The following is a 21,604-nucleotide window of genomic DNA, read 5'->3' on the forward strand; positions in this document are numbered from 1 at the left end:
TATTTCTACAATGCTTGGAAGCTCTTTAAAAAGCGTATTACGTATTCAGCGGCGGTACGCAATAAGGAATGGTCGCAAGAAGCTCAATGCTTGGCTTGTGTTGGAGGTGGTTGGCCACAAGCACAATTAAAATTACCTGGGCGCGACACAATGGAGGTAGCGGAGCGGGCACTGCAAAAATAAGGGCATATTTCTCAAGTTTGCATGCCACGCATCGCGCCTGACTTTTTTACTCACTTCAATAATTACAGCGCTATCTTCCTTACTTGAGTGACAAAAACACCTGTAGCCGGGATGTCAGAGAAAAAGCGTGCCAATCATCAAGATTTTAGTATGGCAAGGGCAGAGTATGTGGACATCATTGATTACTTGGCTTCAGATACCGATTGCACGTTGTTATTAGTTTGGCTTGGGATAACATGCACTCCACGCGCTTTCATCCATGCGTCGAACTCATCGGCTGTCATGCGCTTACCTTGTTGGTTCATGTTGAAGCGCCAGGGTGTGTTGTCGTAAATGGTTTGTTTCTTGTAATCGGTTTCTGTTTTGTTATTTGAGTTGGCTGTACTTTCGGTTGAAGTCGTTTTCGTTTTTGCGATACTTTGGCGACTATTTACCCGCAAGTGCAGCAACATGGGGTCCATTAAATACTCTCTGTTGTAACGTTGTGACAGTGCTTTGCCCGGTATGCCTAATGGGGTTTGGGGGTTGTAGAACATCGTGTTGATCGGTGTAACCACCGTCGTTGGGGTCGATTGATTAAAAGGGGTATTGACAGAATAATGAGGTGTGGAAGCCTTCACCATAGGAGTCAACAATACATAGAAAAACCCAGCTGTAGCGAAACGCAGCATAGTAAGATTTATCCGCCGGATGGAAAGTGATTGCAGTTTAGACTGCGTTCGCTGTGCTTTCAATCAATTTTAATTGAGATATGAATAACTAATGAGAAATACTCAAAACAGTGTGTAGGTTTTAAATATGCATTGACAATCAGTGGTAATGACTTGAATCTAAGCCTATATTTCCTATATGTATTAAATATTTCTCCATAAAGATATTTTGTTATATTATTATAAATATTGAGTTAATAAAATATTGATCGAGCTGCATTATAATTGTGTGTCGCTGGGGGTATTGAAGATGATTTCTATTTTCTGGTGTTGATGTGCTGTGTTATTTGCCAATCAGTCCATCCTTGGCTAATTTTTCCCGCTTCGGCATATTTAGGTCTGAAGGTTATTTTATTTGTGTCAGTTTTCTGTGACAGTGCTCTTTATGATTTCGTCATGCTTGATTTGCTTGTTGACAGTCAGTTGCCCAGTTGAGGAGCTGTCTATAGTTTGCATTGTGTCGTCCATTTCTCAAGCAAGCCTGAAAAGCGTTGCTGTTACTGGGGCCTTATCGCTTCGTTTTTCATGATTCGTCTGGATGATCCGTAAAGTACTTTAGTACGGTGCTTGCGTTTTAAAAAACGATGATCCGCAGGTCATACCATGCTGATTTATTGCATGTAGAACGGGGCTACCGATCTGATCTAACTTTAGTGATGGTGCAAACGCTGTTCAGGGGAACTCCGGATCTATGCGGCAGTGACGAGCTGTCCTTGCCAATAAAGACGATCAGTGATTACTTGGGAAGATCAAAGATGGATTCTTTATGAAGACCGACTTTATCTGAATGATTTTTAAATACCAGCGCCACGGGTTTGTGAGGTGTCGTGGTAAATACCGCAGCGTTTTTGCGTGTACAGCGAGTTTGCATCGTGCGAGGGTTACCCACTGTTGTTATCAGTAGGAGCGGCTGCACTGCGATGGCGGTGAATGCTACGTCGTACCTCAACGTGGTCAGCATGCTCATTCAGCATGTGTTCTCCTTTACCGTTGATGACGATTTTCTTTTTATGATTCATCTTATATTTACGGTAGATCATATAACCAGCTAGCCCTACGCTAACTGCTGCGACAGCAACGGCAATGCTGGGGTTGCGTTTGATGAGCTTACCAGTTACCTTCCGGCTGCTTTTAACGACCTCCAAGGCAGCGCCGCTCTTCAACCACTGGCTTGCCTGCGGTGCAGTGCGGCGGATGCGGTCATTGGCCTGTTGAGCCAGGTCCATAGTGTGTTTGAGAGCACGGTCGGTCATGGCGGTGAACTTGTTCATGAATGGGTTCCTTGTCCAGTGAAAAGCGGCTAGTGTTTATGTAATGCAATATATTAGGTCATATCATGACAGCGGGCGCTGATACATATCTTTATTGGCTGATGCTCAGCTAAGTATGTTCCGTAGCGGCCTATGACAGGATAACGGCGCAATAGTGCGGCTAATTTTCTACGTATGCTAAACGATCGCTGTGCAGATTTCGCGTGTTCTTCATTTGAGAACGGTACGTATGGGGTTCGTTGGCATCGTTACCATGACAGCTATATTACTTTCCAGGTGATTTCGTGCGGTGGGTGGCGGTTGCAGTCCATGGATCGTCGGGCCATGGGTGTTTCGGATAGCGTCCTTTCATTTCTTTCTTCACTTCCGGATACGTGTTAGTCCAGAAACTCTTTAAATCCTGAGTCACTTGCAGCGGGCGCCCGCCAGGTGAGAGTAGGTGTAGAGTGAGAGGGATACGGTTTTTTGCGATGCGTGGGGTATCGGGCAGACCAAATAATTCTTGTAGTTTGACAGAAAGCACTGGCGGCTGCGGCGTGCCATCGTCGGCTAATCCATAGTCAATGTGGCGTCCCATCCCAGACGGTACGATGATGTGGGCGGGTACATGACGGTCGATGAGTGCGTGTTGTGTCCACGACAGTAGCGATTTGACTGCTTGCTCGAATGCCGCTTCATCCAGTGCATCCAGTCTGGTTTTCCCTGCGAATGCTGGTCTTAACCACGTGTCCAGTGTTGCTAGTAACGTTGTATTGGAAAGGTCTGGAAGTTCAAGCTCCGGAATCCAGTGACGCAGTGCTACAGCGCGTGCCTGCCACTGGCGTAGGTGTTCTGTCCACGAGAGGGTATCCAGGCCGAGCGTGCGTACGGCTCCGGTTAATACGTTTGCAGCCTGTACTGGATCAATGCGTCCGGCGGGGCGTACGTCGAGGACGATGCGGTCGAAGCAGGATTCACGCTGCGCCACCAAGGCGCGTTTATCTGTTTCCCAGCGTATGACATCGTGTTGGATGAAGCGTTCGGGGAAATCAGCGTGCAACTTTCTCTCATCCAAAGGGGCACCACAGAGCAGTTGGATGTCTTTGATCCCGTGATGTAACTCGCTGGCGATGATCCAAGGTTCGCCATGCAGCGCACTGTTGTCTAACAGGCGCATACGGCGGCCGTTCGCTAATACGTAATACAGTGGGTCACTGGAATGACGTGCGGCGATGCGTTCAGGGAAAGCATATGTGAGTAGGTTGCCGAGGGTATGCGCTTCTATCGCATCCGGTGGTGTGGCGTCACAGCGGATGCGCCTTCGCCATTGGTGCGTTGTGGCGTCGATGGCTTTTAGTGTGCTGCGTTTGGTGTCGTGAGGGAGACAGCCGCTGCGTAATTCGGCTAAGGCACGCCAGCGACTAATCAGCGCGTCGCCGCTGCCGCGCAGTGGATCGCGCGCATCAAGTAATGCTGCCAAATCGCAGGCCAGCGCCTGTTCCTGCGGATCGTGTGGGGCCAGCAACATGGCGGCCAGACGTGGATGAATGCCCAGTGCCAGCATGCGCTTACCCAGGGGAGTGAGGGTGGAGGTGTTACTGATCGCACCCAGTCGTTGTAGTAATTCGCGTGCAGCGCTCAACGCGCCAGAGGGAGGGGGGTCGATGAAGCGCAGTGTGCTGCTGCCCCAAGCTGTCAGTTCCAGGGCCAGACCAGATAATTCGGTTTGGATTATTTCCGGTCGGCGTTGTGCTTCCAGTCGTTGTGATTGCGGCCACAGCCGATAGGCCCAGCCTGGGGCGAGGCGGCCTGCACGTCCAGCGCGTTGGTCAGCCGAAGCTTGCGTGATGCTCACCACATCCAGGCGTGTGAAGCCGGTATTCGGATCGTAGGCAGGTTCACGTGCTAATCCGCTGTCGATCACCACCGATATTCCCGGTAAGGTGATTGAGGACTCAGCGACATTAGTGGCTAGCACGATGCGTCGCCTGCCATGTTGATCTGGTTCCAGCACACGTGTTTGCTCTTGCAGCGGTAGTTCACCGTGCAGTGGCATCACGTGCAATTCTGGGGAGAGTGTTTTCTCCAGTATGGCTTGTAACCTGGCGATCTCTCGCTGGCCGGGGAGGAAGGTCAGCACGTCACCTTGGTGTGTGTCCAGAGCATGCTGAATGGCGCGGCTTGCCTGTGTTTCAAGTGATTCATCACGGCGCGCAGGAAAGTGAGTGATCGTAATGGGGTAGGCACGCCCTTCGCTGGTCAGACGTGGTGCATCGAGAAATTGCGCCAAGCGTTGCCCTTGCAGGGTTGCTGACATCACGACAATGCGTAGATCCTCACGTAGCTGTGTCTGCACGTCCAGTGCCAACGCCAAGCCAAGGTCGCTGGCCAAATGGCGCTCATGGAATTCGTCGAACAGCAGCGCGCCGATCCCATCCAGCAGCGGGTCATCCTGGATGATCCGGGTCAGAATTCCTTCCGTCACGACGTGAATGCGGGTGCGTGCAGAGACTTTACTTTCAAACCGGATGTGATAGCCGACAAGCCCACCGACCTCTTCACCGCATTGGCGGGCCATGAACAGTGCCGCATTGCGTGCGGCGACCCGGCGTGGTTCCAAAAGGATGATGCTGCGTCCGTTCAGCCACGGCGCATCAAGTAAGGCCAGCGGTACTTGGGTGGTTTTGCCTGCCCCTGGTGGGGCTTCCAAAATCAGGCGTGGATGATTGGATAAGCTCGTTGTTATAGCTGGTAGTAGCGCATCAATTGGCAGAGCGTGGTGGTTCATGCGGCACAAAGAAGATGTGGATTTAGGTGTCCACCATTAAATTCATCCTTCTGTACTGCTTGATTGCCTACTTTGATGGATAACAACAAGCATTCCAGTAGCCTGCCATGACTGCCGAGGACGCGCGGGTCGTAGCATCGCATCGCAAACGGATGTTTAACTCCACCTCCAATCTTCAGGGGTGATGCTGTTGGATTGAGTAGGAATAGTGTGGTGCATTCAATTTTTGATCTCATCGCCTCAAGCATCGCCTCAAGTGGTGAAGACAATGAAGCGAAGCACTGATCTGAGAAACTTCATTGCCCAGTGAAGTGCTCCACGGCCACCACCGCCAATGTGAATTGCCTCCCCGAGCCAGCGGGTCCCGGAAATGCTTCTGGTAGGTATGCCAGGGCCAGGTGGAGCTTGCAGTCAACATGGCGGATGTTAACAAAGATGCGGATAGGTCGACTTGACGAAACTAGGGCGTGCTCTTTGGAGCGATGTTGTGCCATAGATGGCAACCACTTTCACCTTAAATTGCTAACGAACACGCGCGCCAGCGATTCAATCCCCGTCTGGTCGTCACTATCGAAGCGAGCACATGTTGGACTGTCCAGATCCAGCACACCGATCAGGGTGTTGTCTTTGAGTAATGGCACCACCAGTTCAGAGCGTGAGGCCGAGTCGCAAGCGATGTGATCAGGGAATGTGTCCACGTCGTCAATCCGTTGCGTGCGCTGCGTACGTGCAGCAGCACCACAGACACCTTTGTCCAGTGGGATGCGTATACAAGCGGGTAATCCTTGAAATGGACCAACGACCAATTCACGCCCATCGTAGAAATAGAAGCCGACCCAATTCAGCCCAGGCAGACTATGAAAGATGAGTGCTGCAAGATTAGCGGCATTCGCAATCCTGTCGGTCTCACCATGTATCAGTGCTTTGGCCTGGGCCTCAAGTTGCGCGTACTGCTCTGGCTTATTCCCGGTGAGTATGAAAGGAGCCAGCATCAGCAAAGCCTATTGGAATGTGTGATGGGCATGTGCCGAAGCTTTATTTTTATGTATGTCAATCTTCATGAGTTATAAAGCCCGAAGCACCGATTCAAATATCGATCGTAATAAATCTAACGAGAGCTGTGAAGCCAATAGTCGGCGGCGTTATTTTTGATCTTGTCTCCAAGCTTGGACACCCCTTAGGGCTGCTGTTTTCTCCATCAACCTTCGCTGCTACTTTCGGTGTGTTAAAGAAACTACGTTGTACCGTGCCATATGATGCGAACGGCATGGATGCTTCACCTGCAGGATTTGGAAGTCCTTAGATGCTTCTGGAATGTGAGATTTATCACTCTATCCATACTGCCTCGGTATACTGCGCAAATGCTAAGACGCTTTATCCCGCCAATGTTGAGCTTATGGTTGCTCTTCGCTTCTTTGGCTCAGGCGAACGCAACCGTAGACAAAATCCAGATCAAAGGTTTGGATAAAGGTGATGACGTTGAGATGATGAAAAACATCACTGTCTCGTTATCGTTGTATAGCGTGGTTGGTAAGGAGCAGGGCGAATCCCGGCTGGAATACCTGCTCAGCCAAGCCGAGTTCCAGACCCGCCAAGCCTTGGAGCCCTTTGGCTATTATGCTCCCGCCATTCGCATTGATGCCCCGCGCCAGAATGATCACATCACCGTGGTTATTTACGTGGACAAAGGAGAGCCGGTCCGGATACGTCAGGCGCACGTTGCGATGACAGGAGCCGCCGCGCAGGACCATTATCTTCAGCGTGACCTGGAAGATTTCAAGCCTAAGCTTGGCGAAATATTCAACCATCCCACGTATGAAGCCAGCAAGGTTCGCATCACCCGGCGCTTGGCTGAGCGAGGCTATTTCGATGCCGATTTCACCCGCCGTCAGGTCGAAGTGACCCGTGCCACGTATGCAGCAGACATTGATTTGATCTGGGAAAGCGGGCGCCGCTATGACATGGGGCCCGTTCGCTTCCATTACGACTATTTCCACGAAGGGCTATTTAATCCACTGGTGTACTGGGAGGAAGGTAGCTATTTCCACGAAGGCAAGCTTGATCGCCTGCGTGAGTCACTGACCAAATTGGACTATTTCAGCAGCATTGATATCCAACCAAAGCCCGAGGAAGCGGACTCTGAAGGCAATGTTCCCGTTGATGTCAAGCTGGAACGCGCCAAAAGCAAAATCTACACGGCGGGCATCAGCTATGGCAGCGAAAGTGGTGCCGGTCTGCGTGCTGGTGTTGAGCGACGTTACATGAATGCGCGTGGACACAAAATGAATGCACGATTGGACTATGCCCAGAATCGCAAAAGCCTCACCACGGCCTATCAAATCCCCGCGTTCAAATGGCTGGATGGTTGGTACATATTCTCCGCACGTGCCTATGATGAGCAGACCCAGTACATCGACTTGCGTAACGTGAAGCTATCGGCGGCACGTAGCGGTCAGATCAACCGACATTTGACCGCAACCGCCTCACTGAACGCGCTACGGGAGCGTTGGCGTTATGCGGCCGATGACGGCACCAATACAGTGGCTTACCAGCATTCCACGCTGGTCTACCCACAATTGGAAGCCAGTTATGTTGATGTTGACGATGCCACCTTCCCCCGCAATGGGAGCGCCGCCACAGTGCTCCTGCGTGGTGGTGCCAGTGCATTTGGTTCCAAAAGTAACTTTACCCAGCTTCATGGCCAACTGCGTTGGTTTCATGGATTGGGGTCCAGCAGCCGCCTCATCTTACGTGGAGAGGTCGGTACCACCTGGGCCAGCGATTTGGTCGCAATGCCGCCAAGCTTGCGTTTCTTTGCTGGAGGCGTTAACAGCATTCGTGGTTACGCTTTCCGCGAGGTTGGTCCACGTACTGCCAAACCGGATGCCTTCGCACTCGGTGCCAAACATGTTTTCAGTGCTGGCGCTGAATATGAGTACTACTACAAAGGAGGACCCTTTGGTGGCGCCGTGTTCGTGGATAGCGGCAGTGCGTTCAATCGCTATCCGGATTGGCATACCGGCATTGGTATTGGCTTGCGTTACCGCTCCCCGGTAGGTCCAGTACGTGTGGATATTGCGCGTGGCTTGAACAAACCCGATTCCAAGATTCAACTGTATATCGACATTGGGGCCAATCTGTGAATGCTCCTCAGCCCATTGGTGCCCTGCGTCGGCACCGTCTATGGTTTGGTATAGGGTTGATTGCCACTGGCCTATTTCTCACACTGCTGGCGTTGCTGTATTGGTTATTGCAGACCACCTCTGGGCGTGATGCTTTGTTGGCTCAGGTCGTGACCCGTCTACCGGCTGCTACCGCATTGACCTGGGACCGTGCTGAAGGTGCTGTGGCTGGGCCGCTGACCTTACACAACATTGAGTTTCGCTACCAAGACATCCATTTCCGTGCTGCGCGTTTGCGTATGGACCCAGATATCTGGCGACTGCTCCTACTTCGGTTGCGTCTTGATGTGCTGGAAATGAGCAACGCCAGCCTCAGCCTGGGTCAGAGCGAGGAACCGTTCAAGCTCCCGAGTTGGCCTGATGTGTTGCCGTCGATCAACGTGCCCTTGGCCTTGCAGATCGATACCATCACGATTGATAATTTTCGCATTTCCAAATTAAAGCAACCACTCATTCATCTGCGCCGCATCCGCGGTGCGGTCAACGTTGCTGATGGTGAATTAGAAATACAGCGCCTTGCCGTGGACAGTGATCGTGGCAATATCCGTGCCGACGGTTACTACCGCCCCCGTCACGATTACTCCACCGACTTGACCGCCACTGCGGTATTGCCTAGTGTCCGTGGCCGGCCGCCCGCCAGTTTTGGCTTGGTGATCCGTGGTGACCTGGATCGCCTGCAGCTCGCGCTTGCCGGACGTGCCCCTGCACCATTGCAGGCCGATGTGGTGCTCAACGGCCGCAGCGACCCTCGCTGGACGTTCAGTGCTGCCAGTGAACACTTTGAACCTGGATTGTTGCTCCCTGGTGAACTGACCGGGACTCCACCAGCGACAGCGTTGGCGTTTAACGTGCATGCCCAGGGGCAAGGTGGGAAAGCTGATCTTAAGGGACAGTTCAAACAGGGAGAGCAAACAATCGTATTGCAGCCCTCGCGCCTGCAACTGGCCAATCAAATGTTGATGGTCGAACCACTGGTCATTGATGCCTTTGGAGGGCGCACCAACCTGCGTGGTAAGGTCGATCTGCGTGATCCTGCTAACACGCGCTTCCATTTTTCAGTCAACGCCCGTGGATTAAGTTTCAAGCCCTCTCCCGAGCCTGGGAATACTCAAATCCGAGCCGTGCCGGTTGTTCTCGAAGAGGCGGGATTGGGAGTGTCCGGCACCCTTCGTGCCTGGGCAGCAGTCGGCCGTGCACGGCTGACGCGCGATGCACAACAAGCGCGTTTGATCTTCGATGTCCGGGGAGATGCTGAACATGCCACCTTCAAGCAAGTCCAAGCGGCTACCCCTGGCGGTCTGCTTGACTTCACTGGCGGGGTGACCTGGGCACCTGCATTGCGTTGGGACCTGAAGGCCGAATTGGCGCAGTTCGATCCGGGTTATTTCATCCCTGGTTGGAATGGTCATGTATCCGGTCAATTGACCTCTCAAGGCCGACAACGCACTGTATCCTCTGGCATTGAGGCTATCGTGGCAGTGCCGGGACTGAACGGACAACTCCGGCAACGTCCCATGCAAGCCAGCGGCCGCTTTACCCTCAAAGATCATCAGGGTGAGGGTGCCTTCCAACTCGGCATCGGTGATAGCCACATCAGTGCTAAAGGGAAAGTCGGACCGCATTTGGATTTGGCCGTGCAGTTACAGTCACTCCATTTGAACGACCTATTGCCAAGCAAAGAAGGCACCCTGAAAGGCAGCCTGCTGCTCAGAGGCCCTGCACACACTCCAGATGTGATTGTCGATTTGAACGGCACCAGCCTGCGCTGGAATGACTATCGCGCCAAACAGTTCGCACTGCATGGACATTTGCCGTGGCGCGGCAACAACGGCAAGCTCACCCTGCAAGCACAGGAACTTGAGATCGGCACACTGCTTGATAGTGTTCGCATCCACGCCAGTGGTGCAGTTGAGAATCTGAATCTTCAGGCCGATGTACGCCATGCAATGGTTCTGCTTACCCTGCATGGCGGCGTCCATCGCGATGGCGCGCGCTGGCGCGGCAACCTTTCACAGTTACGTATTGAACCAGCCAGGGGGCCAGCGTGGGCACTGCGTGCACCGGCACAGTTTGTAATGAACGCTCCTGCTTTCACCCTGTCCGCCACATGTTTGGATGCGCAGGGCGGCGGTGCCCTGTGTCTGCATGCCGACTGGCCACATGAGGGACTGGTACTGAAGGGCCAGGCACTCCCATTGACGTTGGTGCATCCCTGGCTACCCAAGAAAAATGGCCGCTCAATCAACCTGCGAGGTGTACTCACACTCGATGGTCACCTGCGACCGCATGGCGATGCCTGGGAAGGTAGCTTCCGCGCGTCCTCCTTGGAAGGAGGCATTCGCTTAGGAGAGCCGCGCTACGCTGACGTGCTTGGTGTCCAAGATCGCGGTGAATTAGTCCGTTACGACCAATTCAGCGTCCAAGTCGACCTGACCTCGCAGCATATCGTTGGCAAACTCGGCATTGGCTTTCAGGGTAACGGCTTTGTCGATGCCAAGTTCAATACCGGCTGGGATCCCTATGCGCCACTGACAGGGGATCTGTATATGAACATGTCACGCTTGTATTGGCTGGAAATGTTTGTCCCTGACATTGGCAATCCACGAGGCTTGATTGAAGGCCATGTCAGCTTGCGCGGTACACGTAGCGGGCCGCTGCTCGGTGGTGAAGCGACCCTGCGTGATTTCACTGCTGAATACCCCTCAATCGGATTGAACCTCAGCCAGGGTCAAGGGCGCTTCACGGCACAGCCCGACGGATCGGCGCGGATTCTAGCCTCTGTCAAATCAGGAGATGGCACATTGAATATTGATGGTGGTCTCTCCTGGTTCGGAGAGAACAATCCATTACAGCTCAATATTCGAGGTCGCAACGTCCTTGCCTACAACACCAGCGAACTACGTATCGTGTCTGACCCTGATTTACGATTTGGTTTGATTAATAACACCATGCAACTGCAAGGTGAGGTTGCAGTGTCGGAGGCTGACATTGATTTGGAGCGTTTAGACCGTGGCGTCTCGGTGTCTGAGGATGTCGTCGTTCTCGATCCGATAGACCCTGAGCGTACTACCGTCTCACCGCTGGAGATGAACTTACGTATTGTCCTTGGCGACAAAGTCAACATGAGCGGCTTTGGTTTGAAAGGGGGCCTTTCCGGACAGATGCAGATCCGCGCGCGTCCTGGCCGTGAGATGACCGCCAATGGTGGTCTGGATGTGCGTGGCCGCTATAAAGCCTACGGCCAGGACTTGACCATTACGCGCGGTCAACTTGTCTGGAATAACAATATTGTTTCTGATCCGCGTGTGAACATCCGTGCCCAACGCCGTATAGCGGATATCACCGCAGGGATTGATGTCAGTGGCCGCGCGCAATCACCACGTGCTCAGGTCTGGTCGGACCCGGTGATGTCGCAATCCGAAGCGCTCTCCTACTTGGTGCTTGGACGTAAACTGGCGACTGCCAGTAGCGACGAGAACCAGCAAGTTGCTTCTGCCGCCGCCGCACTATCGGCTGGCGGTGGTCTGATTGCCTCCCAACTTGGTGCCAAACTCGGTCTGGATGATGCAGGTATCAGCCAATCCAGCACTATGGGTGGCTCTGTCCTGGGGTTCGGAAAATATCTCTCCCCTAAACTCTATGTAGGCTACGGTGTTTCGATGGTTGGCAGTGGTTCCGTGCTAACCCTCAAATACTTATTAAGCCGTGGTTTTGATCTTGAAGTGGAATCCAGCACTGTTGAGACTAAAGGCTCAGTGAATTGGCGTAAGGAAAAATAACTGTCATTTCTCATTTGCTCGGGATCTCTTGCCGCGCAGCGCGTTTTTCAACGGCTGATGCAGTCTCCTCATTAAAGTCCAACAGACAGGCGAACATATTCAAGGCTTGCAGCGCATGGCCTGTCCGATAAATCCCGGCTGATCAATCACCAAGAAAGATGCACCAATTGCCAGTGACATAGCACTATTGCCGATGTGCTCATGTTCAAACAGGAACAATGCTCATAGATTGGCCACACCCCATCTAGCGTGCAACATCTGTCAGGAAAGCTCCGATCTGCCTTTGCCTAATGCACTCAACGCATCGCTCAAGTCGCCCACATCTCATACTCATGATGTCGCGAGTGCTTTAATCCGGTGCTCCCATTGTCTTGTGTGCCTGTGTTGGCAGCGTCAGAGATCACCATGTGGCAACACGGTGCGGACCAATCTTTGCCTCATGATGATGATGCCTACAACCTGGGTTGATCTGCCAGTGTGACAGGTATTCAAGTCCGCCATCCGTCACAACTGTGCTCAGAGACTGGTTTGGCTACTGAAGCACGGAATACGGATTGTTGCTACGGTCTGCGCCTGTGGCACCCCATCGGGCAGACCGTGCGAACCACCATTTCATGCGAATGATGTTGCCGTGCTTCATGTGATCTCATACTGCGACATAGTGTTCCCCATGATGGAGCACTTCTGAAGGAGCGCTTCCGTGTGGCACCTTAGAGTGCGCTCCTCTCTCCATCTTTTTTACAGATTAAAAATCGCCCCATGTCCACATCTCTCCCCATCCAGACACCAGGCCAATGTTTCCGTACTGCTTTAATGAACGAGCGCCCCTTGCAAGTGATCGGTGCAATGAATGCCTACCACGCACTACTGGCCCAACGTGCCGGTTACCGTGCCCTCTATCTTTCCGGAGGCGGCGTCGCTGCCGGTTCCCTCGGCCTGCCAGATTTGGGAATCAATACCCTAGAAGATGTCTTGATCGATGTACGCCGCATCACCGATGTGTGTGATCTTCCCTTGCTCGTGGATATTGATACGGGTTTCGGTCCCAGCGCACTCAATATCGAACGGACCATCAAGACACTGATTAAAGCTGGTGCTGCTGCGTGCCACATTGAAGACCAAGTAGCGGCAAAACGGTGCGGCCATCGTCCCGGAAAAGAGATCGTGTCCCTGAGCGATATGGCAGATAGGGTGAAGGCTGCTGCCGATGCCCGCACCGATGCAACCTTCTTTTTGATTGCCCGGACCGATGCCATTCAGGCCGAAGGTGTGGAAGCGGCGATTGAACGCGCCCAGGCCTATGTCGAAGCTGGCGCTGACAGTATTTTTGCCGAGGCCGTCTCCGATTTGGAGACCTACCGACATTTTGTCGAAAGAATCCGAGTCCCCGTGCTTGCCAACATGACCGAATTTGGTAAAACCCCACTGTTGACCCGCGAACAATTAGAGGCTGTTGGAGTTGCGATGCAACTTTTCCCATTATCCGCATTCCGTGCCGCCAACAAAGCTGCTGAAACCGTGTATATGGCAATTCGCCGTGATGGCCATCAACAGGCTGTATTGCCGCACATGCAGACCCGTGCCGAACTATACGAACGCCTTGATTACCATGCCTTCGAACAGCGCTTGGATGCCCTGTCTTCCCGCAGCACCTGATCCTTACCTCCTTCCAATGCGGCATCCTAATCGCGCAACGCCAATTTGTCATCGCCATAGCATTGCATTGCAGTGAATATTCCGCCTTTCACACCGGATAGCGACAGAACAATGACATGCACTATTAATGACAATGCCCAGATTAACAATAGAACCATTGCGTGGTTTTATTTTGACGACTTAACCGCAAGCGCAGTGAGACATGTTTGAGAATCGGACCCCAAAAATGTTGATCTCGCCATTCGCCATTAAAAACAAATAAAACACCCTCAATTCATCATGAAAAATAGAGAAAAACTAGAAGGGCTGAAACAAGCTGGTGGGCCGTGCTGGAATCGAACCAGCGACCAGCGGATTAAAAGTCCGATGCTCTACCGACTGAGCTAACGGCCCAAAACAACAACTCAGAACATGAGGTTGCGGCCGCAAAGTGTACAGCTAAGACTAACCAGAAACATAATTTTTACTGTACATAGCCAGTGGCGGCTGCGACACCAGCATCCACAAATCCGGCCGCACGCAGTTTACAACCATCGCAACGCCCGCACATTGGAATTCAAAGAAAGAAGAAAAACGATTCATTCCGTAGTAAGAGGGAGGGTATGCCTTACGGAAGAACCACGTCCCCCTGTCACTGGAGACTTATGCACTACGCAATTCACTCGTTAAGCTTAAAACCAATGTGCGGGCTTCCGAAAGTGTTTGATGACCCCTGAAAATGGTCCGTAGAGACTGGCATACAACCGGCCGATAGACACATCAATGACACGATTGGAATGAATCAAAAGACGTGTTGCCGAGTGTGTTGCGGAAGGACAACAACACCCAAGTGACCGCATCGCCTCGCCATTTTTTGCATCTTTGTCAAAAACGTTTCCGCTGAAAAACCTCTGAAAAATGGCTTTGCTGTGCCACCTCTGGCAGGCAGTGGTACAACCGGCGTTGCCGCGTTACGCGCAAAGCACCGGTTTATAGGCATGGCGTTGTCTCTGGTTTATAGCCACGTTGCAAAGCAGCGTTTGTCCGATAGGGTTTGTGGGCTTATTCGTGATGTGTATCTGTGAAGGTCTGGAGCTGAGCCAGTCATTCACCGTGGCTGCGGTGATCGCGTCCGGCTTAATAGACACGCTGTACACGCTAGCGCTGATTCGGAACTTTATCGTGCTGAAGCTGGGTATCGGCGGAAAGTGATAATGATCAGAAAAGCGTTGCGCCGTATCCCAGCCTATCTTCCTAACATGCGATTGCTTGTTGAATACGTGATGATTACGTCGTTAGTATCACTAGCCGCTCATGCGGTGCTATCGTGGGTTAATCACGCCAAATTAACGCAACGCGCGACGTATATTCAGGAGCAAGTAGCCAGCATGGAACGCGCTTTAAATGAGAAAGCAACGATGAATGCGGAACAACATGCCGCAATCGCGCAATTACTTTTGTTACGCAACAGCGACAGCCGCGCCGTGGCAGTGCCGAGGTGCGCCCGTGAGCTTTAAACATGAAGTAGAGATTGACCCATACGCCGAAGCACACGAGCCGTACCCCTTGATTCTTGCTGAAAAAGTACAAATCGATTGCTACATAAGGCTGCGCGTACCCCGCACGATAGACGTATGTTTGTCTTCCCTCCAGTTAACAGGGACGGATACAACGCACGTTGCTGTGGAGTTAAAAAAACCACAAGGTAACCGGCCGCTTACGTTCGGTTTTGTGCTTACCGGGAAATGCCGGGGCAACACTACAATCACCGCGAAAATGGAATTAACGAACGGCGTTGTTAGTAAACGCACCTTTCATGTTGTTGTACGGTCATGCTGTGGTTAAAAAGCACCTCTTGGAACCTGGGTTGTAGGCTTGCTGGCAGTAAAAATCGCAACACTGCGACGATTAAAAACGCGTTTCTTGAGGCCCTCGACTACCTCGGCGGCGTTCCGGCGTTAGCGGAGTAGGCTTGTGCAAATCGCACGGAATTTCTACACACTCGCCGCGCGCCTTATTCCCAAGCAAACCCATATTGCCAGTAAATTCGCGCTAAACAGTGCTGATGTTGCCGAGTTGGATGCTGCTATTGCAGTCCTTACCACCCAATCATGCCTTGGCATTATTGCTGGCAGAAAAAATGCACCACCGCTGTACTAAACGCTTAGCCAACTATCCTCCCTACGCCAAACAACACGCGTTTCACGTGATGGGCACGACCATGCGCGAGAGGCTGCTCATCCTAGCCAATCAATACGGAAAAACGGCTGTGTGCTTGTCATGAGTCAGCAAATACACCTCACCGGCCGGTATCCTGATTTCTGGGATGGCAAACGTTTTACTAGTGCTCATCACGGTTTACCCGGTTCTGAAACGGGAGAGTTAACGCACCGGCAGTGTGCAACGCCTCTTGCTCGGCCGTGATCCGAAAACCGAATGAGGCACCGGCGCGTTCCTGGCGCGTGCATTGATGGCATGACCTGGGCGCCTGGTGTGCCTGAGCTGGTCGATACCGTATACGTACGCCATTGTTCTGGCGTGCGTAGTTCCGTCTCGCTCAAATCTTTTGAACAGGGAGGTGAAAAATGGCAGGCCGATCCAGTCGATTGGATCTGGTTTGACGAGCAACCGCCCGAAGATGTGTACTTCGAGGGCATCATCCGCACTAATCGCACCTTTGGGCTGGTGTGCATGACGTTTGCGCCGCTAAAAAGCATATTAACCGTGGTGTGGCGCTTTCTGCTGGAAAACGTTCCGGACCGAGCAGATGTGCAAATGATCATTGAAGATGCCGAACACTATTTGCTCGAAGACTGCGCGCGTATCACTGCAAGCTACCCACCGTATGAGCGCCAAGCACGTACTCAAGGCGTTCCAGCATTAGGGAGCGGTCGCCTATTCCCCATCGCGGGAGAAAAAATCGGCGTTGCTCCGGAAAAAAATTTGAAGAAGGTAAGCAACGCGCTCCGAATCGCCTTATCGGCCAAACCATCAACGCATCAGATGCCGCACAGCGTGACATGTCTCTATGGGCACGCATTGACGCCGATCCGAAACACTTTTGTTAGGCTCAAAACGGCAAGCGTCCCAGACACACACGCTGAGGCTGAAGCCGAAGCGTGTGCTGATGTGTTGGAAATGAATTTGCAAAAGGTCACCGAGTCCGCATCCAGAAACGACAAGGGACTGGTGCGTCTTGGGGCGAACATCGTGAAAGGCTTCGCAGAGGTAGAACAACGTTTAGGCAACGTAGAACAACGCTATCACACAGATAGAAAAACGCTTCGTACAGCCAGATCAACGTTTCATTGAAATACAAAGGTGAAATGCTGTTACTTCAATGGATGCTTGGCGTGAGTGTTGTCTGCATCGCCACGTTTATCATCAAAGCGTTGTTCTGAGTCATGCCAGCACCTCATCCACGCTCTGCAAGATGTGTCGGTGCTGCCGTGTACGCTAGCGGTGCCGTTCTGATGAGCGACCGCAAACGCGCCGCAGTGATTGGCCACGACGTATCTATGTACTGCAAGGTGCGGCGTGGCTTGTATGCGTGTATGCGTGGCGGTTGTAAAAGATGCCTACTGCGGCACACCAAGCCGCAATAGAGCTGAAAAATCCGCTACGCAGGGACGTTGCATCATGTTCGCTTGGCTGCCCAATACGCATGATGTGTACAGCATCGGGTGATGTGCGCAACGCTCTCATCACCATCACCCATGATGTTGTCCTTTGATGGCTCCCAAAGGGGGGCGTTATCACCCCATCGACACTCGCGCTATGTAGACTACACAGCAGCCGCAGTGCCTTCCCCTATGCACAACCGCTATTGCAAACCCCTGCCGGGGACACCGTTCCATTACTACGATGCTCGGGCCGCCATTGATGCGTTGTGCCCCGGGGCTTACGCGGCGTTGCCATATGTCGCTCGCGTGTATGCAGAAAACGTGTTGCGCCGCGCCGTGTCGGATCAGTGGCCTGCGTATCTGGGCCAGCTCATTGGGCGGCGCTGTGATACCGATATCCCGTGGTTTCCAGCGCGTATCGTCTGCCATGACATCCTTGGCCTGACAGCACTGGTTGATTTGGCTGGATTGCGTGATGCGATTGCGGCCCAGGGAGGGGATGCCTTCCAGGTCAACCCCACGGTGCCGGTACAACTGATTGTTGACCACTCATTGGCGGTGGAATACGGCGGCAGCGATCCGGAGGCGGTTGCCAAAAACCGTGCGATTGAAGCACGCCGCAACGCGGATCGATTTCATTTTATCGAGTGGACCCGACACGCTTTTGAAAATGTCACGGTGATTCCTCCGGGGTACGGCATCATGCATCAAATCAACCTGGAGGCACTGTCGCCTGTCGTCGCAGTCCAGGATGGCGTGGCGTTCCCAGATACCTGTATCGGTACAGATAGCCATACCCCGCATGTGAATGCTCTGGGTGTGGTTGCCATTGGTGTTGGCGGCTTAGAGGCGGAGAGTGTGATGCTGGGCCGTGCGGTGTGGCTGCGTTGTCCAGAGAGTGTGGGTGTGGAGTTACACGGACGCCCGCGCCCCGGGATCACCGCAACGGATATTGTGCTAGCGCTGACAGCGTTTTTACGCCAGGCGCGTGTGGTGGGTGCGTATCTGGAATTCCGTGGCGAAGGCGTCCCTGCGCTCACCGTGGGTGACCGTGCCACGATTGCCAACATGGCTCCGGAATATGGCGCAACTGCGGCGTTGTTCTTTATTGATGCGCAGACCGTGGAGTATTTACGGCTGACCGGACGCGACAAGGCACAGGTGGCGTTGGTCGATACCTACGCCAAACAGGCCGGACTGTGGGCCGATACGCTTGATGGGGCACAGTACGCGCGCCTGCTGCATTTCGACCTCTCCAGCGTCGCACGCACCATGGCTGGCCCGTCCAGCCCACATCACCAATTGCCCACATCCGCGTTGACGGAGCGCGGCATTGCTGGCGGCTTGGCGCAAGCGCGGGCAGAGGAAGCCGCCGGGCATCTGCCCGATGGCGCAGTCATCATTGCGGCAATCACCTCATGCACCAATACCTCTAACCCGCGTAACCTCATCGCTGCCGGTTTATTGGCGCGTAATGCTCATGCTCGGGGACTACGCTGTAAACCTTGGGTCAAAACCTCCCTAGCGCCGGGTTCCCAAGCGGTGCCATTGTATTTGGAGGCGGCCGGACTATTGTCCGCGCTACAGCAGCTTGGCTTTGGCGTCGTCGGTTTTGCTTGCACCACCTGCAATGGCATGAGTGGTGCACTCGATCCGCTGATCCAGCACGCCATCATGGCGCGTCATGTGCACACCGTGGCCGTGTTGTCGGGGAACCGCAACTTTGACGGACGCATTCATCCTGATGCCACACAAGCTTTTTTGGCTTCGCCGCCTCTGGTGATTGCCTATGCAATCGCTGGCACCATCCGTTTTGATATTGAACGAGATGTGCTCGGTCATGATGCCGATGGTACCCCGGTGATGCTCAAAGATATTTGGCCCAGTGATGCCGACATTGATGCACTGGTGCGTCGCAGCGTTCACCCGGAGCAATTCCGTCATGTGTACATGCCGCTGTTGCAAGCGTCTAGACAGCGGCGTGAATGCGTCCCGCCGTTATACGCATGGGGCACCCCGGGAGTACGTACATCCGTCGGCCCCCTTATTGGGAAGGGGTCTTAGCCGGTGCGCGCACCTTGCGCGGGTTACGGCCGTTGGCGGTGTTGGGCGATAACATCACCACCGATCATCTGTCTCCGTCGAATGCCATCCTGCCCAATAGTGCGGCTGGAGAGTATCTGGCCCGCATGGGGGTGCCCCAAGAGGACTTTAATAGTTATGCAACCCGCCGCGGCGACCATTTGACCGCCCAGCGCGCCACCTTCGCTAATCCGATGCTGTTAAACGAGTTGGTGCGTGATGCTGATGGCAAGGTGCGTCAAGGGTCGCTGACCCGGCTTGAGCCGGATGGCACCGTGATGCGGATGTGGGAAGCCATAGAAATCTACATGCAGCGCAGCCAACCTTTGATCATCATTGCTGGTGCGGATTATGGGCAGGGATCCTCCCGTGACTGGGCGGCCAAGGGCGTGCGTCTGGCTGGCGTGGAGGCGATTGTGGCCGAAGGGTTCGAGCGTATCCACCGCACCAATGTCATTGGCATGGGCGTGTTACCGCTGACGTTTCACCCTGGTACCACCCGCATCACGTTGCGCATTGATGGCACGGAGTTGTTTGATGTATGCGGCGTGCCGAGTGTGGGTGCGGTGTTGATCCTGCGTATACAGCGCCGTGATGGCAGCGTCGCGGAAGTGCCGGTCACATGTCGGCTCGATACCGCTGAGGAGCTGTCAATTTATGCGGCCGGTGGCGTGTTGCAGCGTGTTGCGCAAGAGATGCTTGCGACCACCTCAGGCACCTCACAACGCGTTTGATATAAGCGGTGTCCTGTTGTTGTTCACCGCGTAGGAAATCCCTTTGTGATATGACAGCGTGATGGTGCTTGGTGTGTCTATGATTTAACGCGTATCCCATGCCGCCGCTGTCTTATGTGGAGGTTTCAATGCCGGATGAGATCCCCCAGGGCAGCGCGTTCATGTGGGCCATGAGGACGCAGTATGTGAGGTGCCCTGGTGCCTCTTCTGTGTTTGAGTGGCGATGCCGCTATCGTTGTGATTGGCAGGAGTCCTTCTCAATGATGTGAATGTGGATAGTCCTACACAGGTCGGCTGAGTGGGCACTGTCTTTCCCTCTTTTCCCTTACCGCGTTCGAGGTCTTGTCATGCTACCTCTCCCTCAATGCCGTATCCCTGCGACGTATCTACGTGGCGGTACCAGCAAAGGTGTGTTCTTTCGCTTGGAGGATTTGCCTCCAGCCTGCCGTGTGCCAGGCCCTGCGCGTGATGCCTTGTTACTGCGTGTCATCGGCAGCCCAGATCCCTATGGTAAGCAGATCGACGGAATGGGAGGCGGCACCTCAAGTACCAGTAAAGTGGTGATCATCGCGCCGAGTGCCTATCCCAATCACGATGTGGATTATTTGTTTGGTCAAGTTGCGATTGAGGGTGCCTGTGTCGATTGGACAGGAAATTGCGGCAATTTGTCCGCCGCAGTGGGGCCATTTGCCATTGCTGCCGGTATTGTCGATCCGGCACGGGTGCCACACCGCGGGATATGCAGTGTACGGATTTGGCAAGCCAATATCGGTAAAACCATCGTTGCACATGTGCCCATCCTTGATGGACAGGTGCAGGAGAGTGGCGATTTCATGATGGAGGGGGCTGCTTTTCCGGGGGCTGAAGTGCGCTTGGAGTTTCTCAACCCTGCGGATGTGGGCGGAGATCGCGTGATGTTTCCGACGGGGCACCTGATCGATACGTTGGATGTGCCAGGATTGGGGCCGATTGAAGCCACCTTGATCAATGCAGGGATACCGATGCTTTGTGTGGATGCCCATGCCCTGGGCTACACCGGTACCGAGCTACAAGAGGCGATCAATGGCGATCCGCATGCGTTGGTTTGTCTGGAGACGTTACGCGCCTATGGGGCGTTGCGTATGGGAGTGATCGGACATTTAGAAGACATGGTCCAGCATCAGCACACCCCTAAACTTGCTTTTGTTGCAGCTCCTGCCGATTACGTCGCCTCCGGTGGTCGGCACGTACATGCTACAGAAATTGATGTCCTGGTGCGGGCAATGTCCATGGGCCGGTTGCACCACGCGATGATGGGTACCGCCGCCGTGGCGCTGGGGACGGCGGCTGCAATCCCCGGCACGCTGGTCAATCGTGCGGCTGGTGGCGGGCTGCGTCGTGTGGTCCGCTTTGGCCATCCCTCCGGCACCTTGCAAGTTGGGGCCGAAGTACATCAAGTGAATGGGCAATGGTCTGTCGCCAATGTGCGGATGAGCCGCAGTGCCCGCGTGCTGATGGAAGGTTGTGTGCGGGTGCCAGCAGAAAGTGTGCAGAACGTGGATTGAGTTTTGATCCCGATTGCATGTGTTGCTGTCTTGGGGTGCTGTTAGGTGTTTGTGTGCATGTCGTGTGTTCGCCGCTATCACCTTGGGGTGGCTC

At 53.6% G+C, this 21,604-nt stretch carries 15 protein-coding genes, 1 tRNA gene and 2 pseudogenes; 11 read left to right on the top strand and 7 right to left on the bottom strand.

The window, feature by feature from the left end:
- Positions 1–365: 365 nt before the first annotated feature.
- The 5 genes from F7G16_RS02615 to F7G16_RS02640 form a co-directional block, all read right to left on the bottom strand.
- Entirely contained in the window at positions 366–854 is a 489-nt protein-coding gene (locus tag F7G16_RS02615) for a hypothetical protein (RefSeq protein ID WP_004087222.1), read from the bottom strand.
- Between the two features lie 920 nt (positions 855–1,774).
- Complete coding sequence (locus F7G16_RS02625; protein ID WP_004087218.1) at positions 1,775–2,164, bottom strand: hypothetical protein; 390 nt, start codon at positions 2,162–2,164, stop codon at positions 1,775–1,777.
- A 265-nt stretch (positions 2,165–2,429) separates the two neighbouring features.
- The gene (gene hrpB, locus F7G16_RS02630) at positions 2,430–4,931 is read right to left on the bottom strand and encodes an ATP-dependent helicase HrpB (RefSeq protein ID WP_004087216.1); all 2,502 of its coding nucleotides are present in this window, start codon (positions 4,929–4,931) and stop codon (positions 2,430–2,432) included.
- Entirely contained in the window at positions 4,928–5,200 is a 273-nt protein-coding gene (locus F7G16_RS02635) for a hypothetical protein (RefSeq protein ID WP_225621676.1), read from the bottom strand. Before F7G16_RS02635 ends, hrpB begins: the two co-directional genes overlap by 4 nt.
- A 240-nt stretch (positions 5,201–5,440) precedes the next feature.
- Positions 5,441–5,923: a GAF domain-containing protein gene (locus F7G16_RS02640; protein WP_004087211.1), complete on the bottom strand. Its 483-nt coding sequence runs from the start codon at positions 5,921–5,923 to the stop codon at positions 5,441–5,443.
- A gap of 393 nt (positions 5,924–6,316) precedes the next feature.
- Here F7G16_RS02640 and F7G16_RS02645 point away from each other — a divergent pair, with 393 nt between their 5' ends.
- From F7G16_RS02645 to prpB, 3 genes are all read left to right on the top strand, one after another.
- The gene (locus tag F7G16_RS02645; protein ID WP_004087209.1) at positions 6,317–8,074 is read left to right on the top strand and encodes an autotransporter assembly complex protein TamA; all 1,758 of its coding nucleotides are present in this window, start codon (positions 6,317–6,319) and stop codon (positions 8,072–8,074) included.
- Positions 8,071–11,892 carry a translocation/assembly module TamB domain-containing protein gene (locus tag F7G16_RS02650; protein WP_004087207.1) on the top strand — a complete coding sequence of 1,274 codons (3,822 nt, stop codon included), beginning with the start codon at positions 8,071–8,073 and terminating at the stop codon, positions 11,890–11,892. Before F7G16_RS02645 ends, F7G16_RS02650 begins: the two co-directional genes overlap by 4 nt.
- Before the next feature lie 759 nt (positions 11,893–12,651).
- Positions 12,652–13,548: a methylisocitrate lyase gene (gene prpB / locus F7G16_RS02655; RefSeq protein WP_004087205.1), complete on the top strand. Its 897-nt coding sequence runs from the start codon at positions 12,652–12,654 to the stop codon at positions 13,546–13,548.
- A 26-nt stretch (positions 13,549–13,574) separates the two neighbouring features.
- Here the strand turns inward: prpB and F7G16_RS12485 are convergent, their stop codons facing one another.
- On the bottom strand, positions 13,575–13,706 hold the full coding sequence (locus tag F7G16_RS12485; RefSeq protein WP_274849819.1) for a hypothetical protein: 132 nt from the start codon (positions 13,704–13,706) through the stop codon (positions 13,575–13,577).
- A gap of 159 nt (positions 13,707–13,865) precedes the next feature.
- Positions 13,866–13,941: transfer RNA gene (locus F7G16_RS02660), tRNA-Lys, on the bottom strand.
- A 521-nt stretch (positions 13,942–14,462) separates the two neighbouring features.
- Between F7G16_RS02660 and F7G16_RS12685 the strand changes: the two are divergent.
- The 8 genes and pseudogenes from F7G16_RS12685 to prpF form a co-directional block, all read left to right on the top strand.
- A pseudogene (locus tag F7G16_RS12685) lies at positions 14,463–14,612 on the top strand (site-specific DNA-methyltransferase); the annotation flags it as partial.
- Entirely contained in the window at positions 14,599–14,739 is a 141-nt protein-coding gene (locus F7G16_RS02675) for a hypothetical protein (protein WP_012382487.1), read from the top strand. The pseudogene F7G16_RS12685 and the gene F7G16_RS02675, both read left to right, overlap by 14 nt.
- Entirely contained in the window at positions 14,736–15,044 is a 309-nt protein-coding gene (locus F7G16_RS02680) for a hypothetical protein (RefSeq protein WP_011097669.1), read from the top strand. Before F7G16_RS02675 ends, F7G16_RS02680 begins: the two co-directional genes overlap by 4 nt.
- Before the next feature lie 457 nt (positions 15,045–15,501).
- Positions 15,502–15,687: a hypothetical protein gene (locus F7G16_RS11910; RefSeq protein WP_012337703.1), complete on the top strand. Its 186-nt coding sequence runs from the start codon at positions 15,502–15,504 to the stop codon at positions 15,685–15,687.
- A gap of 276 nt (positions 15,688–15,963) precedes the next feature.
- Complete coding sequence (locus F7G16_RS12690; RefSeq protein ID WP_004087387.1) at positions 15,964–16,839, top strand: terminase large subunit domain-containing protein; 876 nt, start codon at positions 15,964–15,966, stop codon at positions 16,837–16,839.
- Between the two features lie 92 nt (positions 16,840–16,931).
- On the top strand, positions 16,932–17,132 hold the full coding sequence (locus tag F7G16_RS02695; RefSeq protein WP_161594822.1) for a hypothetical protein: 201 nt from the start codon (positions 16,932–16,934) through the stop codon (positions 17,130–17,132).
- Between the two features lie 207 nt (positions 17,133–17,339).
- A pseudogene (acnD, locus tag F7G16_RS02700) lies at positions 17,340–19,966 on the top strand (Fe/S-dependent 2-methylisocitrate dehydratase AcnD).
- A 347-nt stretch (positions 19,967–20,313) separates the two neighbouring features.
- Positions 20,314–21,510: a 2-methylaconitate cis-trans isomerase PrpF gene (gene prpF / locus F7G16_RS02705; protein ID WP_011097671.1), complete on the top strand. Its 1,197-nt coding sequence runs from the start codon at positions 20,314–20,316 to the stop codon at positions 21,508–21,510.
- Positions 21,511–21,604 lie beyond the last annotated feature (94 nt).

Source organism: Xylella fastidiosa (genome assembly GCF_011801475.1).
GTDB lineage: Bacteria > Pseudomonadota > Gammaproteobacteria > Xanthomonadales > Xanthomonadaceae > Xylella > Xylella fastidiosa.

Bases quoted from the DNA above. Each gene is read 5' to 3' on its own strand.
- F7G16_RS02615 (WP_004087222.1), bottom strand. From the start codon at position 854: ATGCTGCGTTTCGCTACAGCTGGGTTTTTCTATGTATTGTTGACTCCT.
- F7G16_RS02625 (WP_004087218.1), bottom strand. From the start codon at position 2,164: ATGAACAAGTTCACCGCCATGACCGACCGTGCTCTCAAACACACTATG.
- hrpB (WP_004087216.1), bottom strand. From the start codon at position 4,931: ATGAACCACCACGCTCTGCCAATTGATGCGCTACTACCAGCTATAACA.
- F7G16_RS02640 (WP_004087211.1), bottom strand. From the start codon at position 5,923: ATGCTGGCTCCTTTCATACTCACCGGGAATAAGCCAGAGCAGTACGCG.
- F7G16_RS02645 (WP_004087209.1), top strand. From the start codon at position 6,317: ATGTTGAGCTTATGGTTGCTCTTCGCTTCTTTGGCTCAGGCGAACGCA.
- prpB (WP_004087205.1), top strand. From the start codon at position 12,652: ATGTCCACATCTCTCCCCATCCAGACACCAGGCCAATGTTTCCGTACT.
- F7G16_RS12485 (WP_274849819.1), bottom strand. From the start codon at position 13,706: ATGGTTCTATTGTTAATCTGGGCATTGTCATTAATAGTGCATGTCATT.
- F7G16_RS02675 (WP_012382487.1), top strand. From the start codon at position 14,599: ATGTGTATCTGTGAAGGTCTGGAGCTGAGCCAGTCATTCACCGTGGCT.
- F7G16_RS12690 (WP_004087387.1), top strand. From the start codon at position 15,964: ATGAGGCACCGGCGCGTTCCTGGCGCGTGCATTGATGGCATGACCTGG.
- F7G16_RS02695 (WP_161594822.1), top strand. From the start codon at position 16,932: ATGCCAGCACCTCATCCACGCTCTGCAAGATGTGTCGGTGCTGCCGTG.
- prpF (WP_011097671.1), top strand. From the start codon at position 20,314: ATGCTACCTCTCCCTCAATGCCGTATCCCTGCGACGTATCTACGTGGC.